General features: G+C 34.2%; 14 protein-coding genes. 2 read left to right on the top strand and 12 right to left on the bottom strand.

What is annotated here, in order from left to right; all coding sequences use genetic code 11:
• Positions 1–24 precede the first annotated feature (24 nt).
• The 8 genes from ACXAFS_RS07320 to ACXAFS_RS07355 form a co-directional block, all read right to left on the bottom strand.
• Positions 25–2,982 carry a glycoside hydrolase family 3 N-terminal domain-containing protein gene (locus tag ACXAFS_RS07320; RefSeq protein WP_475306153.1) on the bottom strand — a complete coding sequence of 986 codons (2,958 nt, stop codon included), beginning with the start codon at positions 2,980–2,982 and terminating at the stop codon, positions 25–27.
• Between the two features lie 122 nt (positions 2,983–3,104).
• Positions 3,105–4,325, bottom strand: a complete 1,221-nt coding sequence (gene serB / locus ACXAFS_RS07325; RefSeq protein WP_475306154.1) for a phosphoserine phosphatase SerB — start codon at positions 4,323–4,325, stop codon at positions 3,105–3,107.
• Between the two features lie 163 nt (positions 4,326–4,488).
• Positions 4,489–4,974 (bottom strand): ABC transporter ATPase, encoded by a 486-nt coding sequence (locus ACXAFS_RS07330; RefSeq protein WP_475306155.1) that lies wholly within the window; start codon positions 4,972–4,974, stop codon positions 4,489–4,491.
• 1 nt (position 4,975) lies between these two features.
• Positions 4,976–5,611, bottom strand: a complete 636-nt coding sequence (locus ACXAFS_RS07335) for a hypothetical protein (RefSeq protein ID WP_475306156.1) — start codon at positions 5,609–5,611, stop codon at positions 4,976–4,978.
• Between the two features lie 13 nt (positions 5,612–5,624).
• Positions 5,625–6,407 carry a (Fe-S)-binding protein gene (locus ACXAFS_RS07340; RefSeq protein ID WP_475306157.1) on the bottom strand — a complete coding sequence of 261 codons (783 nt, stop codon included), beginning with the start codon at positions 6,405–6,407 and terminating at the stop codon, positions 5,625–5,627.
• Positions 6,408–6,498: 91 nt separating this feature from the next.
• Positions 6,499–7,812 carry a 4Fe-4S dicluster domain-containing protein gene (locus ACXAFS_RS07345; protein WP_475306158.1) on the bottom strand — a complete coding sequence of 438 codons (1,314 nt, stop codon included), beginning with the start codon at positions 7,810–7,812 and terminating at the stop codon, positions 6,499–6,501.
• 5 nt (positions 7,813–7,817) lie between these two features.
• Positions 7,818–8,759 carry an MlaD family protein gene (locus ACXAFS_RS07350; protein ID WP_475306159.1) on the bottom strand — a complete coding sequence of 314 codons (942 nt, stop codon included), beginning with the start codon at positions 8,757–8,759 and terminating at the stop codon, positions 7,818–7,820.
• Positions 8,760–8,813: 54 nt separating this feature from the next.
• Positions 8,814–9,938: an N-acetylmuramoyl-L-alanine amidase family protein gene (locus ACXAFS_RS07355; RefSeq protein ID WP_475306160.1), complete on the bottom strand. Its 1,125-nt coding sequence runs from the start codon at positions 9,936–9,938 to the stop codon at positions 8,814–8,816.
• A 110-nt stretch (positions 9,939–10,048) separates the two neighbouring features.
• Here ACXAFS_RS07355 and ACXAFS_RS07360 point away from each other — a divergent pair, with 110 nt between their 5' ends.
• On the top strand, positions 10,049–12,853 hold the full coding sequence (locus ACXAFS_RS07360) for a putative LPS assembly protein LptD (protein WP_475306161.1): 2,805 nt from the start codon (positions 10,049–10,051) through the stop codon (positions 12,851–12,853).
• A gap of 107 nt (positions 12,854–12,960) precedes the next feature.
• Positions 12,961–13,341 (top strand): Rid family detoxifying hydrolase, encoded by a 381-nt coding sequence (locus ACXAFS_RS07365; RefSeq protein WP_475306162.1) that lies wholly within the window; start codon positions 12,961–12,963, stop codon positions 13,339–13,341.
• Between the two features lie 205 nt (positions 13,342–13,546).
• Here ACXAFS_RS07365 and ACXAFS_RS07370 read toward each other — a convergent pair whose 3' ends face one another.
• The 4 genes from ACXAFS_RS07370 to ACXAFS_RS07385 all read right to left on the bottom strand — a co-directional run bounded on the left by ACXAFS_RS07370 (position 13,547) and on the right by ACXAFS_RS07385 (position 15,720).
• The gene (locus ACXAFS_RS07370; protein ID WP_475306163.1) at positions 13,547–13,969 is read right to left on the bottom strand and encodes a hypothetical protein; all 423 of its coding nucleotides are present in this window, start codon (positions 13,967–13,969) and stop codon (positions 13,547–13,549) included.
• Positions 13,960–14,307, bottom strand: coding sequence for a hypothetical protein (locus ACXAFS_RS07375; RefSeq protein ID WP_475306164.1), 348 nt, complete (start codon positions 14,305–14,307; stop codon positions 13,960–13,962). The genes ACXAFS_RS07370 and ACXAFS_RS07375 overlap by 10 nt, the downstream gene beginning before the upstream one ends.
• A 148-nt stretch (positions 14,308–14,455) precedes the next feature.
• Positions 14,456–14,950, bottom strand: a complete 495-nt coding sequence (locus ACXAFS_RS07380) for a hypothetical protein (RefSeq protein WP_475306165.1) — start codon at positions 14,948–14,950, stop codon at positions 14,456–14,458.
• A 188-nt stretch (positions 14,951–15,138) separates the two neighbouring features.
• Positions 15,139–15,720, bottom strand: coding sequence for a hypothetical protein (locus tag ACXAFS_RS07385; protein WP_475306166.1), 582 nt, complete (start codon positions 15,718–15,720; stop codon positions 15,139–15,141).
• Positions 15,721–15,847 lie beyond the last annotated feature (127 nt).

Genomic DNA, 15,847 nt, shown 5'->3' on the forward strand with positions numbered 1-15,847 from the left:
TTTAGCACTTTTTAACGTATGCTACTAGTCTATAATCGCTTCGTAGATGAGTCTTTGAATTTCTGTTCTGATGTTTTCTCTAAGTAACAAATTCTTACCAGCCTCAGGATATGTTCTGTTAGCTAAAAACACATATACAATTTCTTCTTCAGGATCTGCCCATGCATAAGTACCTGTAAAACCTGAATGTCCAAAACTTGTCATAGAAATACATCCACAGGTTGGCCCTTCTTCTCCTAATTGTGGTTTATCGAAACCTATGCCTCTCCTGTTGTCACTTTCACAGTAATAACAAGTATTAAACTTATCTATAGTTTCGGATTTAAAGTAGCGCTTACCACCATAAAAGCCTTTCTGCAAATACATTTGCATAATCTTAGCAACATCATTGGCATTACTAAAAACACCAGCATGTCCACCAATACCACCTTGCATAGCTGCTCCCATGTCGTGCACATAACCATGAACTTTTTTATATCTGTAATAGTTATCTACTTCAGTTGGTACAATGTCTTTTAGACTAAACGTTTTTCTTGGGTTGTATGTGGTATAATTTGCACCTAATGACTTGTAGAAACGATCTTGAGTGATTTCGTGCAAAGATTTATCATAGAAGCCTTCCAGATAATTTTTAAGGATATAATATGGCAAATCGCTATAACGATAACGCAACCTTGAAAGTAAATCGCTCTCCTTTATAATTTCTTGTATAGAGTCCTTGTAATCGTTGCGCATAAAAAGTGTGTTGGTAACCTCTATATTAAAATCCTTAGAACGTTTTGTTCTGTAATATTTAGGATCTGGCTTTTTAGTAACAGTATCTAATGTTGCATAATAAAAAGGAATCCAGGGTTTTAACTGCGCATAGTGCGATAACATTCGTTTTAAAGTAATGTTCTTTTTATTTGACTTTTTATACTCTGGAAGTAAATCTCCTAGCTTTGAATCTAATGATACTGAGCCTTGTTGCTCTAATTCCATAAGAACAGGAAGTGTCGCAATAATTTTTGTTAATGATGCTACGTCGTAAATATCATCAAAGTCTACCTTGTTCTTTTTTGAATAGGTATGATATCCAAAATTCTTATTGTAAATAACTTTTCCTCGTCTGGCTACCAATAGTTGAATACCAGGCGTCATTCTATTGTTAACAGCATGATTGGCTACAGAATCTATTCTGCTTAAAAGCTTAGAATCCATACCAACACGCTCTGGTAAACCATAACTAAGATTTGATAGCGCATTATAACTCAAGCCTGTACCTACTGGAAAGAACTCACCAGTACTTACAGGTAATTTTCCTTTTGCATCTATTCCTCCAAAAATAAGCTGAGCCGATTTTTGCTGTGCAATAGCACTATTCTGATAACTCATTACAATAGCTTCAATATTCTCTACAGAGCGTAAATCGTTTAACGCATAAGGTCTGGCAAAAACATCTAGAATTACAGTAGTGCTTCTAGCAATTTCGTATAGCCATGCTAACTCTTTTTGTGAGAATTCATAATCTTTCCATGGATTATCATTAGATTTATGAAAACCAACTACCACAGTATTATAATTCTGTAGTTTGGTTATAATTTCGTCTAATTTTTCTCCCTTTATATGATGTACTTTAGTGTACTTTTTTAATTCGTTATAAAAGGTAGATCCACTAACATCACCTAATTCAACATATGCTATATTTTTAGTTTGCAGATTTCTAAGAGGTAATACATCATCTTTATTCTTTACCACAGTAATAGCATTCTCCATTAAGCTTTCATAGAGTACATCATCCTTAACTCTGTTTAAGTCGTTTCCTAAACCATATAAACCAATTGGAGAATAGTTGTGCAAACCAACCTTGTACTTTGCCATGAGGATTTTCTTAACGGAATGTGCCAATCGCTCTTCGGTTATTTTCTTATCCTCATAAGCTTCCATTATCCTTTCGATGCCTTTCTCAGGATTTTCAGACATTAGCAAAACGTCATTTCCAGCCAAAAATGCCATTAAATCAATTTCGCCACCTTTTGAAAATACACTAGTCGTAATACCATCAACGTTTTTTTCCACATAATCTGCGGCACCTTTCATGGTTAAGGCATCTGTAAAGATTAAACCTTTAAAACCTAATTCACCTTTGAGAATATCTGTAACAATATGCTTTGATAAGGACGATGGAAAACCTCGTCTTTTTTCTAAGCTAGGTACATTAAGGTGAGCAACCATAACACTAGATAAACCTTCGCTTATGAGCTTTCTATAAGGATACAGTTCTATAGAATCTATTCGTTTTTCACTAAACGAAACCGTAGGTAAGGTTTTATGTGAATCATCTTCGGTATCACCATGCCCTGGGAAATGTTTGGCATTAGCTAAAACTCCAGCACTTTGCATACCATTCATAAATGCTAATCCTTTGGCTGTAACATTATCTCTATCTTCACCAAAAGAACGATTACCAATGATTGGGTTTTTAGGATTGGTATTGATATCCACAACTGGTGCAAAATTAAAGTGTACTCCCAAACGTTTGCAGTGCTCACCGATTTGTCTTCCGGTTTGCTCTACCAAACTATCATCTTCTATTGCACCTAGCGTCATATTCCACGGAAACGCATACGTAGAGTCTAAACGCATACTCAAACCCCATTCTGCATCCATACCAACCAATAAAGGTACTTTAGATGTTGCTTGTAAAAGGTTATTTAATTTAGCTTGACGGTATGGTCCTCCATTAGAATAGATAACACCTCCAATGTGTTCGTCTTTTATTAAATCGACAATTTTATTATTAACCTTCTCATTATTTTTTGAAAATACCTGAACCATAAAAAGCTGTCCTACACGCTCTTTTAAGGTCATAGCATTGTATATACTATCTACCCATTTTTGTTGTTGAGCAGCATCTTTGGTTAATAATGGATTAGGAGTTGCCTCTTGAGCAAAATTAATTTGAACACAAAAAGCTATTAGAATAAGGGACAAATATCGCATACATCAATCTTTTCTCGTTTGTAATTTAAATAACGAATACTATGCCAAAATAGCATATTTAATAAGAAGTAAAAAGACTTTAGGATAGTTTTATAAACCGTATAATTAACAGTTAGATATAGTTACACCAAATCTATATGACGGTCGTGGTAACCTAACAAATATAATACACCGTCTAATCCAATACTAGAAATAGAGTTTTGAGCATTGTCTTTAACTTTTGGTTTAGCATGAAAGGCAATACCCAAGCCAGCCAAATTAAGCATTTGAAGGTCATTGGCGCCATCACCCACAGCTATGGTTTGCTCAATATCTATACCCATATTATCAGCTAATAACTGAAGATATTCTGCTTTTTTATTGCCATCTACGATGTCACCAACATAACCACCTGTAAGTACACCATCTTTAATTTCTAACTCATTGGCATACACAAAATCTATATCTAATTTTTCTTGAAGGTAGTGACCAAAATAAGTAAATCCACCAGATAGAATTGCTGTTTTATAACCATAATAATGCAATGTATCAATTAGTCGTCTAGCACCTTTAGTGATTGGTAAATTTTCAGCTACATCCTTTAAAACATCTTCACTAAGGCCTTCTAAAAGCTTCATACGTTTCTTGAAACTTTCCTGAAAATCAATTTCCCCTTGCATTGCAGACTCTGTAATAGCCTTTACCTCATCACCAACTCCAGCACGCTCTGCAAGTTCATCTATAACTTCGGTTTGGATTAATGTAGAGTCCATGTCAAAACATACCAAACGACGGTTACGTCTAAACATGCTATCTTCTTGAAAAGCAATATCAACATCCAACTCATGTGATATTTCCATAAATCTTGATGTAAATTCAGATTTATCATTCAGTTTTCCTCGTATTGAAAGTTGAATTGATGCTCTAGGATATTCTTCTTCTTTTATTAAAGATGTACGACCAGTTAATCGCTTTATAGAGTCTATGTTCAGATTCTTTTCTGAAATGACTTTAGTGACCTCAGAAATCTGTTCTGCTTTTAGTTTTTCTCCTAATATGGTAACAATGTAACGATCCTTACCTTGCATGCTTACCCAATCCTCATAATTTTCTAATGAAATTGGTGTAAACTTTGCTGTAATACCTAACTCATAAGCCTTGAACAATAAGTCTTTAAGTACAGCTGCAGATTTTTTTCCGGTTTTTATTTCGAACATCATACCAAGCGATAAGGTATCGTGGATATTAGCCTGACCAATATCTAAAATCTTAGCATCATAAGCTGCTAAAACACTCGTTAATGACGATGTTAAACCTGGTTTATCTTGTCCTGAAATATTTAATAAGAAAATATCTGTGCCCACTTTCTATTGACGATTTAAGAATTTAGAATGATGAATTAGGGAATTTACATTCAGAAATTAGTTATTGTAAAAATGAACATTCTTTCTTAAAAATGAAAGTCATTAGTAATGCAAATACTGTAATTTTTAGGTGATTTAATTAAGAATTCTTCAATCTGAAGATTTATTTAATAAAACGACTATGCCAACTTTCACTTGCTGGTACCTCCCAATTTTCTTTAAACTCTGCGATATTAGTTACCAGGTTATTAAAAACAATTGTGTTTTTTGAGACAGAGTTATTTTTAGCCATTTTTTTGAAGTCCATTAATGGCTTGTAGGCAATGAATTCTCCTTGTTTAAAGGACACATTCATTTTATCCATTAAATCTACATTATAGTCTTTCTCTAACTCTTGAATGAAATGTACAGAAGCATCAATTGAGCAACCTGTTGCCATATTAAGATTTTGATTTAAAGCAATAACGATAAAACGCTTATAGACAATCTTAAATCCTGCCTGAAGGTCTTTTCCATGGGCAGTCCAAGCTTCTATAAAGCTTTTAAGCTTAGAAGTTAACTCTGTTATTTCTTCTTCAGAAAAACTTCTGTTGGCTTGATAAATCCAAACACGTGATTCTTCTGGTAACGTATCAAAATCTACTAGCATACTAAAGTTCTTCTAGCTTGGTAATTACTTTTTTGGTGATGTATTGTTTTTCGCTTAAATCAAACAACTCTACTTCCTTAAACGTTACGGTATAAGATTTACCGAAGTTAGATTTTTTGAGCAACTCATAGCCTTCAAACTCTTCAGTAATTAAAAAAATGTGAGTTTTATCAAAATCGTCTTTAGCTACAAAATAAGAAATAGCATCGTTGTTCATTGTTACCAACTCTACCTCTATTGTTAATCCAGAATCCGTGGACTCATCCAGACCAACTTCATCCTCATCGTCACTTACAATTTCTACTAATTCTTCTGAAGAAAAAATGGATAAAAAGTCATCAGCACAAATGGTTGCCATCACAAAACCTACATCTTCACCTATTTCTTCGATATCATTTAAGGTTTTTTTACTGTAATATCTAGATTTAGATTTGTGTTTATTAAAACTATCAAATAAACAAAGTCCTAAAGCCATTTCCTTTTCTTCAGTATCGTCAGACTTATCAAACTTCTTTTTAGAAATACACTCACAAGTGTCCTCTGCCATAAGCTCTGCAACCTCTTCTTTTGATTTTTTTTGAGCAAAAACATTTGCTCCAAAAAGGATTACAGCTATTAAAAGTGCTATTTTCTTCATAAATGTTTTCTATCTAGGAATTGGCAATTAACTCGGCAATATCTAACACCGAAATTTCATTTTCTTTTTCTTTGGCTTTTACACCATCTGTCATCATAGTATTACAGTATGGGCAACCTGTAGCAATAATATCTGGCTTAGTTTCTAAAGCATCTTCTGTTCTAAGAACATTGATATCCATATTGCCTTTTTCTGGCTCTTTAAACATCTGCGCTCCACCTGCTCCACAACATAGTGCAGTATTTTTATGACGTTTCATCTCAACCAAATTAGCATTGGTCTTCTTTAAAACGTCTCTTGGTGCGTCATACTCACTATTTGCACGACCTAAATAGCATGGATCGTGAAATGTAATGCGCTTTCCTTTATAAGTATTTCCTTCTAAAGTTAAACGACCAGAACTTATCAATTCTTTTATAAATTGGGTATGGTGTACCACATCGTAATTACCACCAAGACTTGGATATTCGTTTTTTAAACAGTTAAAAGAATGCGGATCGCAAGTTACTATACGCTTTACCTCATAAGCATTTAGAATCTCAATGTTCATCATGGCTTGCATCTGAAACAAAAACTCATTACCAGCACGTTTAGCAACATCGCCTGTATTACTTTCCTCTTCACCCAACACAGCAAATTCTACATTAGCCTTATTTAAAATTTTAACAAAAGCCTTTGAAATTTTCTTTGCTCTATCATCGTAACTACCAGCAGAACCAACCCAAAACAATATTTCTGGTTGCTTGCCTTCTGCCATAAATTCTGCCATTGTTGGCACTTTTAGTTCTTCGCTCATCACTTAGATGTTTATTTTTTATGCGTTGAATCGTTTAATTGTTTATGCGTAGAATCAAAAAGGAAATTAAACGCATAAACACATCAACTTTCTAGTCTTCTTTAGCCCAATTTAAACGGTCCATTTGGTTATAAGGCCAAGGTGCACCGTTGTTTTCTATGTTGGTCATCATGTTATTCAATTCCATTGGTGCAGCACTCTGCTCCATCACCAAATAACGACGCATTTCGAGTATTATAGATAACGGATTAATGCTTACAGGACATTCTTCCACACAAGCATTACACGTGGTACATGCCCAAAGTTCTTCATTAGTAATATAATCGCCTAGTAGTTGTTTGCCATCATCCTTAAACTCACCACCATTGGCATCTATGTTCTTACCTACTTCTTCCAGACGATCTCGCGTATCCATCATAATCTTACGAGGAGACAATTTCTTACCTGTTAAGTTAGCAGGACAAGCCGATGTACAACGACCACATTCCGTACAAGTATAGGCATTAAGAAGTTGAATTTGGTTTAAATCCATAACATCACTAGCTCCAAACTTAGCTGGCACTTCATCTTCTGCTCCTTCTGGTGCTGATGCAAATGGATCTGCATTAGGATCCATCATTAACTTCACTTCATTGGTAACTGCCTCTAAATTGTTGAATTTTCCTTTTGGTTCCACACTTCCGAAATAAGTATTTGGAAATGCTAAAAGAATATGCAAATGCTTAGAAAAATACAGGTAGTTTAAGAAAATCAGTATACCTACAATGTGTAGCCACCATGCTGTGCGCTCTATGATATGTAAAGTATCTGGATTATCTCCAAACCATGGTGCTATAAATTGCGAAATAACATTACCATGACCTAAATTCTGAAATGTTGTATCAGTTGCATTCATTACTAAAAACAAACACATAAGTACTACTTCGAAATATAAAATGATATTACCATCATTCTTTGGCCAGCCTTTCATTTCCGAACTTAAGAAACGTTTTAGTTTAATGACATTACGACGTAACCAGAAAATTACAACAGACACTAAAACCAAAACGGCAAGGATTTCAAAAGCACCTATTAAAAAGCCATAAACCGATTCTGGTAACACTTTAAGTCCTATACGATGTGTACCAAAAAGTCCATCGATAATAATTTCTAAAACTTCAATATTTATAATTATAAAACCAACATAAACTACAATATGTAGAAAACCAGCTATTGGTCGCTTTACCATTTTACTCTGACCAAGTGCAATTCTGGCCATATTGCTCCAACGTTCACTCTTATGATCGCTTGCATCTACTTCTCTACCAAGCTTAATATTACGAATGAGTTTCTTAATATTTCTTGCAAAATAGCCGATACCTAAAGCAAGGATAACAGCAAAAAGTATATTTGGTATATATTCCATAAAAATTAATTCTTTTGGTCTTCTGTTGGTGGCTGATACGGAATTTCTTTCTTAGATAAAATTCTTCTGTATCTCGCAGGATGTAATTTTATATCGAGTAATAACTCTTCCATTTCTTTAGATGCAGCTTCAAGATTATTATACAGTGCATCATCGTTCAGTAATTTACCAAGTGTGCCATCATTGCTATTTACACTTGCTAACAATGTATTTATTGATGTTAGAGACTCATCAAATTTTGCAATGGTTTTTGCCAACTCTATGTCTTTAATATCGTCTGATAATTTAGATAAGTTTTCACTAGTACTATTGAAGTTATCTAAGATGGAATCAATCTTAGCGTCGTTTGCCTTTATAAGGCCTTGCACAGAATACGATAGAGATTTGAAAGATTTTAGCGTAGCATTTAATTCTTCAATTGTACTTTTTAATCCTGCTTCAGATTCGTCTACTACCAACCTATTAAGATTAGTCATTAATGTATCTGCTGAGCGAATAGTACTATCTAAATCAGAACTGATACCTGAAAAATTACTTTTTAAGGATGTTATTAGTCCTGGTTGTACTTCAGAAGCTATAAAATCACCAGGTTTTGCCAATTCACCTTCATTTGAGTTTACAATGGCGAGTGCATTTCCTCCCATCAGACCTGTTTCATAAAGTCTAATAACACTACTTTTAGAAAACTTTAGCTTGGGATTTACCGAAAACGAGACTCTGGTTTTACCAGTTTCAAAATCATATTTAATCTCTTCTACCTTACCAACCTTATTACCTCTTACAGTAACAGAAGATGAAGGGCTTAAAGCATTATAATCAAACTCGGTATAATAAGTATTTGTATTGGAGAAAATGTCGTCTCCTTTTAAATACGAAAACAGATAAACGAAAAGTGCAATACCAGATAATACTAATACTGCGGTTTTAACTTCTCTTGAAATTTTCAATGGGCTTAGATTTGATTGAAAACAAAATTAGGAATAAAATTATTAATAATAATTCTAATTAGTGGCAGATTTTAAAGCCTCATCAATGCTAATTTGTTCACCATCCTTATAAGCCACCACAAAGCTAGTTGTATAGCCTTTGGACTTTGCTTCTTCTTGTAGTTGTTTTACTTTGTTATAATCTGAAGTGCTTCCGTAGAAATATTTGTAGAACTTACCTACTTTAACCTTACTTATATCTGTTAAACCTTTGAAGTTGTAGGATTTAGGTTCTAAATCTTTAGAACTCGCAGCAATCTGTACCTTAAAGGTAATATCCTCATACACCAAAGGTATATTCTCTAAAGTCTCTACAGTCTCTGTATCTAGTTTCTCAGTACCCAAAATACTGCTACCTACATTCTGGTCTATTTCTTTCTTGTAGGATAAAATAGCATCTTTAATAGCTTTTGCCATTTTAGACTGACCTGCTTTAGTATTTAAATAAGCACCTTCTTTATTGTTTGTTAAAAAACCAACTTCTACCAAAACACTTGGCATGTACGTATTTCGAATTACCAGAAGGCTCGCTTGTTTTAAACCTCTACTTTTTCGCTTAGCATTGTTTATAAAATTATCTTCAATCTTTCGAGCTAAAACAATACTCTGCTCTACATACACTTCTTGCTCAATGCCAATAGCAATAGTAGACTCTGGCGAACTTGGATCAAAGCCTTCATAATGCTGCTCGTAGTTATCCTCTAGGAAGATCACCTCATTTTCACGCTTTGCAACCTCAAAATTTCTACCTGTATTCTTTTCACCTAAAACAAAGGTTTCTGTTCCAGAGGCCTGAGAACTGTGTGCGTTACAATGTATAGATACAAATAGGTCTGCATCAGCTTTGTTTGCAATATTAGCACGTTCGTGCAACTCAATAAACACATCTGTTTTGCGTGTGTAGATGACTTTAATGTCCTTATTCTTTTCTAACTCCTTACCTACTTCCAAAGTTACATTAAGCGCTATGTTTTTTTCTTTATAACCATTACCTAAGTTACCTGAATCGTGCCCTCCGTGTCCTGCATCTAATACCACAACAAACTTGTCGTCTTGCGCATGCAAAGGTGTTAAGCATGTTAAAGAAGTGATAAAAGTAAGTAGTAAGAATACTATTATATATTTTCGCGTCGTTTGCATATTTAATCTAACGGTTTATAAACTCGAATTATTACGCAGTGTTTTTAGTAATATCCTATTTTTAAACTTTAGAAATTTAATAAGATAATCACAAAAAAATATCTGTACTTTTGGCGTTTCAAAAACCGAGCCATACTTTTACAAAAATACATCTAAAAGGATTGCGTACAAATAGCTTACACATACTTTTTGCCTTGAGTTTTACAGTGTTTATCAACACTTTTAGCTTGGCTCAGGAATTACCAAAAAAGAACGAAGGAATTCCATCTGAGCAAAAAAGCGATACTACAGTTGTTGCCAAAGACAAAGTTGAAATCTCTGCCGATTCTTTATTAAATCCTCCTTTAAATACCAAAGTAGTTGACTCTACAGATAGCGACTCTGTAAAAAAGGAAGGCTTTCTAAAGGATATTGTAACCTATAAGGCTAAGGATTACGTCGCTGTAAACCAAAGAAAGCAGCAAATTAGATTATTCAACGAAGCCGTAGTTCAGTATGAAGATATGGAAATTACCGCTGGTGTTATAGTTATTGACTACAGTAAAAACTTAGTTTATGCTGGTAGATTAAAAGATTCAACAGGATATTCTCAAAAACCTGTTTTTACGCAGGGTGCAAACGTTATTGAACCAGATTCTATTATTTTTAATACCGACTCCAGAAAGGCTTTAATTTTTAATTCCGTAACGGAACAAAGTGGCGGAACTGTCATTGCAGAGCGTACTAAAAGAGAAAACGATTCGGTATATTTTATACACAGAGGAAAGTTTACCACTTCAGAAAATCTCGAAGATCCTGAGTATTACATTTTAATGAACAGAGCTAAAATTGTACCTAACAAGAAGATTGTAACTGGTATGAGCCAAATGTATATCTATGATGTACCAACACCAATTGCTTTGCCTTTTGCCTTCTTCCCTATGACCAAGAAACAAACGTCTGGTATTATCTTTCCGTCGTTTGGTGAAGATACTGGTAACGACAGAGGTTATTTTTTACAAAATGGTGGTTACTACTTTGCCATTAACGATTATGTAGATTTAGCAGTACTTGGTGACTATTACACCAATGGTAGTTATGGTATTAGGTTACAGAGCAACTATGCTGTACGCTATAAGTTTAGAGGAAACTTTGGCTTTAGATATGAAAATCTACTTAATAGCGAACGTGGTTTCCCAGATTTTAGGCAAAGTACAATTTATAACATACGTTGGTCGCATAGTCAGGACGCTAAGGCTAATCCAAATTCTAGATTCTCGGCTTCTGTAAACTTAGGTAGTAGCCAGTTCTTTTCGCAGTCTATTAATCAGGCCAATTTAGCCAATACGCTTACCAATACCTTAGCGTCTTCGGTATCGTATTCTAAAACTTTTCAAGGTGAACCACAGGTTAACCTGAGTTTAACGGCTACGCATAATCAAAATACAAATACTGAGGCTATTAATTTAACCTTGCCAACCATGCAAGCCTCTATGACTAGAGTGTTTCCTTTTGCTCCGAAATCTGGTGCTAAAAAAGGTGCAATTCAGAATATTAACTTTCAGGTGAATACAAGAGGCGAATACCGCATACAAACCACAGATTCGTTATTTGGTAAAAGTGAAATGTTTGACGATGCCCTTGCAGGAATGCGTCACTCTATTCCTGTAACCACCAACTTTAAAGTCTTTAATCATTTTAGTGCCAGTGTAAGTGCTAATTTTGATGAGAACTGGACGTTTAATACCGTAAAACGAAACAATATTTTTGAAGGTGAAACTTCAGAACCTATAAAGGTTAATGGTTTTGACCGCTTTTTAACCTATAATTTTGGAGCTAGTATTGGTACCACCTTGTATGGTATGTATAACTTTCAGAAGAAAGGCAAAGACCCAAAAATACAAGCCATTAGGCACGTAATGCGTCCTTCTATTAGCTATAATATTTCACCTGCTTTTGATCAGTATTACGAAACTTACGATGTTATTGCGGCAGATGGTACAACGAGCGATCAGGTAGAATATACGCGCTTTGAAAATTCGCTTTTTGGAAGTCCAGGTAATCGCTACTCTAGTAGTATTGGTATTGCTGTTGGTAATAATTTTGAAGCCAAAATACGTTCAAAAGATTCCACCGAAACCGAACCAAAGAAGATCTTTTTATTAAACAACCTCAACCTGGCAACATCATACGATTTGGCCGCTGACTCTTTAAACTGGAGTCCATTACGAGTGACTGGTGGAACCCAAATTCTTAATAAGAAGATGAACATCAACTTTGGTATGACATTAAATCCGTATGCCTTAGACAGCAATAATAATGTTATCGATAAGTTTAACATTAACAATGGCGGAAGTTTATTCCGTATGACGTCTGCCAACTTAAATGTAAGCTATAGCTTAAATAACGATAGTTTTTCTGGTAAGGATAAGGAAGACGAAAGAGACGAAGAAGCAGATCGTAATAGTGCTACAGCCAATGCAAGAGCCGATGATCTTTTTGGAGTTTCTCAAGACTTTGCCGACCAACGTCTAGGCGACCGAAAAAAGGACAAAAGCAAAGATGAGGAAGAAGAAAACAATGATTTCTATAACTATAAAATGCCATGGAGCTTAAGGTTGTCTTATGTAGCTAACTATAACAATACAAGGCGACAAAACGAAATCTCCTCACACTCGTTAATGTTTTCTGGTGATGTAGAACTTTCACCACGCTGGTCTGTAGGTGCATCCTCTGGTTACGACTTTTTAAACCAAGGCTTTACCTTTACACAGTTACGTTTTGAGCGCGACTTATTAAGCTGGAGAATGAACTTCTCTTGGGTACCATTTGGCAGAAACCAATCGTGGAATTTCTTTATAGGTATTAAATCTAATTTATTAAAAGACTTAAAGTACGATCAGCGTAGACAACCAGACCGTCAATTGGGTAATTAAATTTTTCTGTCACATTGAGCGCAGTCGAAATGTCTCTTTAATTTAAATACTTTAAATTTGAACAATACCATAATCTAAAAGAGATTCCTGCTTTCGCAGGAAATACTATGAAAAAAATCATAAACACACCAAACGCACCAGCACCAATAGGACCATACAACCAAGCGGTTTTAATTGGCAATACCTTATACACTTCTGGGCAAATAGCCTTGCATCCTGAAACTATGGAACTGGTTATGGATACCATTGAAGCCGAAACTACTCAGGTTATGGAAAACATGAAAGCCGTTTTAGCCGCAGCAGACATGACTTTTGAAAACGTTATTAAAACCTCAATCTTTATTAGCGATATGCACAACTTTGCGAGGATTAATGCCGTGTATGCTACCTATTTTAATGAAGACACTGCACCTGCAAGAGAAACTGTAGAAGTGTCTAACCTACCTAAGTTTGTGAATGTTGAAATTAGTATGATTGCTGTGGGATAGTTGTGCTTATCGGATTAGTTTATGGAAAGTAAGGCAATAGAAAGCTATAACTCTTCAAGTTTACATTGGGCCAAATCGTTGTATTTTGGTTTTAATTTATTCATTCCTAAAAGGCAAATCAACGATTTGGAGGTGTTTGTAAATAGCTCTGAACTTCCATTATTCGCTAAACTCTCTATTTACTATATACAGTGTTACCAATTTTTTAATCTCCAATTCCAATGAGTTTTTCATTTTTTTGAATTGCCAAATCGGTAATAATCAACCATTTCTCTAACTTATCTAGCAACAACCTTCTAACAACAGGTTTATAAATTTCTTTTTTTTTTGGATAAACTTGAGTCCCTGTATAAACTATTTTTTGTTCAAATGATTCGGATTTTAATCTATTTATTTCGCTAATTAATTCTTGTTTTAGTTTTTTCAGATTGTCATTTTCGAAGATGCAATCATCATAAAGGTCTATTACTTGACTAGTTTTAGTTCTGAGTTTCTCAAAAAAGGGTTGTAGGAACCAAAAATCTCCATTTGCATCCTCATCGTCAAACCTGATTAAGGTCTCTTCATTGTATTCAGGCTCTTTTCCATTTACCGTTAACACTATATCGAGAGCCATTTTTAACGCCAATTATGTTTGCAATATCTACATTGTTGAGCGGTTGGGGTTCTTGCGATACCACTACATTTAGGACACGTATTCAACGTCAGCTCATTGAAGTGTTCTTTCAAAACTCTTTCTGCTGCATTTCGATGAAATTCTTGTATTCCATTTTCTAATAACTGAAGAACCTTTGGATCATCCGAGCTATCTCTATTGTATGCAATAGTCATTTTCTCTATTCGATCCTTATAAGGCAGAAACTTTACCTGAGCGACATGATGACGTATGGCTTTTTTCTCTAATTCATTATAAAAAGCAGTGCAATAGATTGAAATATATTCTATTATGTCCTCTTTGTTTTTCATTCGCAAATTACTGCAATGGTTTTGCGTATAGTTTCGTTGCGTAAAATCATAGCATATATTACTCCATAAACCAAAGTTATAGATTGTAAAGAATTCTATCTAGAACTCATTCATAATAATAGGCTATAAAGGTTATTGCAGATGGTTTTTAGAATTTTGATTCAATATATTTTTTCAGTTTTCCCTTTTTCTGTTGTTTTATCAGCTTTTCCATATCTGATTTTTTTCCAAGTTCTGATTTATTTTTCAGATAGAATTCAATTGCATTTTCAGCTCCAGCCACAGCACATTCCACTTTGTTTTTCGAGTAGTCATTATTGAGGCTATATTTAGTCCATCCACTCATAAATGACATCAAGCAATCAGGACAGTCTAAAGGAACAATTCCAGAAACCAATTCTATTGAAACGGTCGGACTTCCACTCATCCATTTCATCAAAAAAGCATTGATTTCTTTTCTCTTAGTTGGATTCTCAGAAATAGGTGTTTTTAACAACCACTCGGTAGAATCCAGAACTAATTGTTCAGTTTTCTTATAGTCTTCAGCGTTTTCTAGTTTCAAATCATTTGGAATTTCAACTTCTTGAGCTATTAAACTTGTGCTTACAAGTAATAAGCAAATCAGCATTTTAATGTTATTCATAGTTTGTGTTTTAAATTACCTCAACAGTCTTGGCTATGGTTTCGTTGCGTGAAAATCCGCGAGGATTTTCCGCCGTAAACCGAAGATAGTAAATTTGCGATGACTTTCCGAGAGGAAAGTCAGAAGCAATGAAGTATAGGCGTTGTTACAAACAGTTTTTATATTCCTCTTTATTAAATGAAATAGTGTTAATTATCAAAAAAAGTAACATCCCAATAAACCACCCTTACATAGTCTGCTTCGTTCGGATTATAATCTGAGGTTTCTGGATCATAATCTTGTGCAAATTCAAGATTAATTTTTTTAGGATAATTTCCATTTTCATCGGGATCACTTAAATGCCAACTATACCTTACTAACTGTTGATTAGGGTTTACATTGTCAAAATCTGGTTGTCCATATTTGTCAAACATCCACTGTCTGACGCATTTAAAGTTACTGGGTTCAAAAATTATTTGATGACCATAATAATATTTAGTCAAATTTTCATCATTATTGAACAATTCATTTCTTGTGTAATATGTTCTTAAATTTTCTATCCCATTAGTATATTCTACATCATACCTATTGTTTCCACTACCATTAGTAAATTCAGGTTGAGCTGTTATTGAGTATTGTGAAATCATTTCCGATTCGGATATACCAAAATTTATTGGTTCAAAAATGTTTTCAAAAGCACAATTTAAGTTTTCAAATTCGTTGTCGTTATCATCACTCGAACACGATAAAAAGATGAATAAAATTAATAATAAGAAATTAAGTTTGTTCATTTTGCAGATTTTGGTTTAAATTGTTTGTAACTCGTTATATACCAACTAATATATGGCTTTATTTGGTAAAATCAAGAGATAAGCTAAGTTTTAAATTTATCGTACCCTAGTTTGAACTTTTATAGAA

The organism is Winogradskyella sp. ABM4_392 (genome assembly GCF_056160445.1).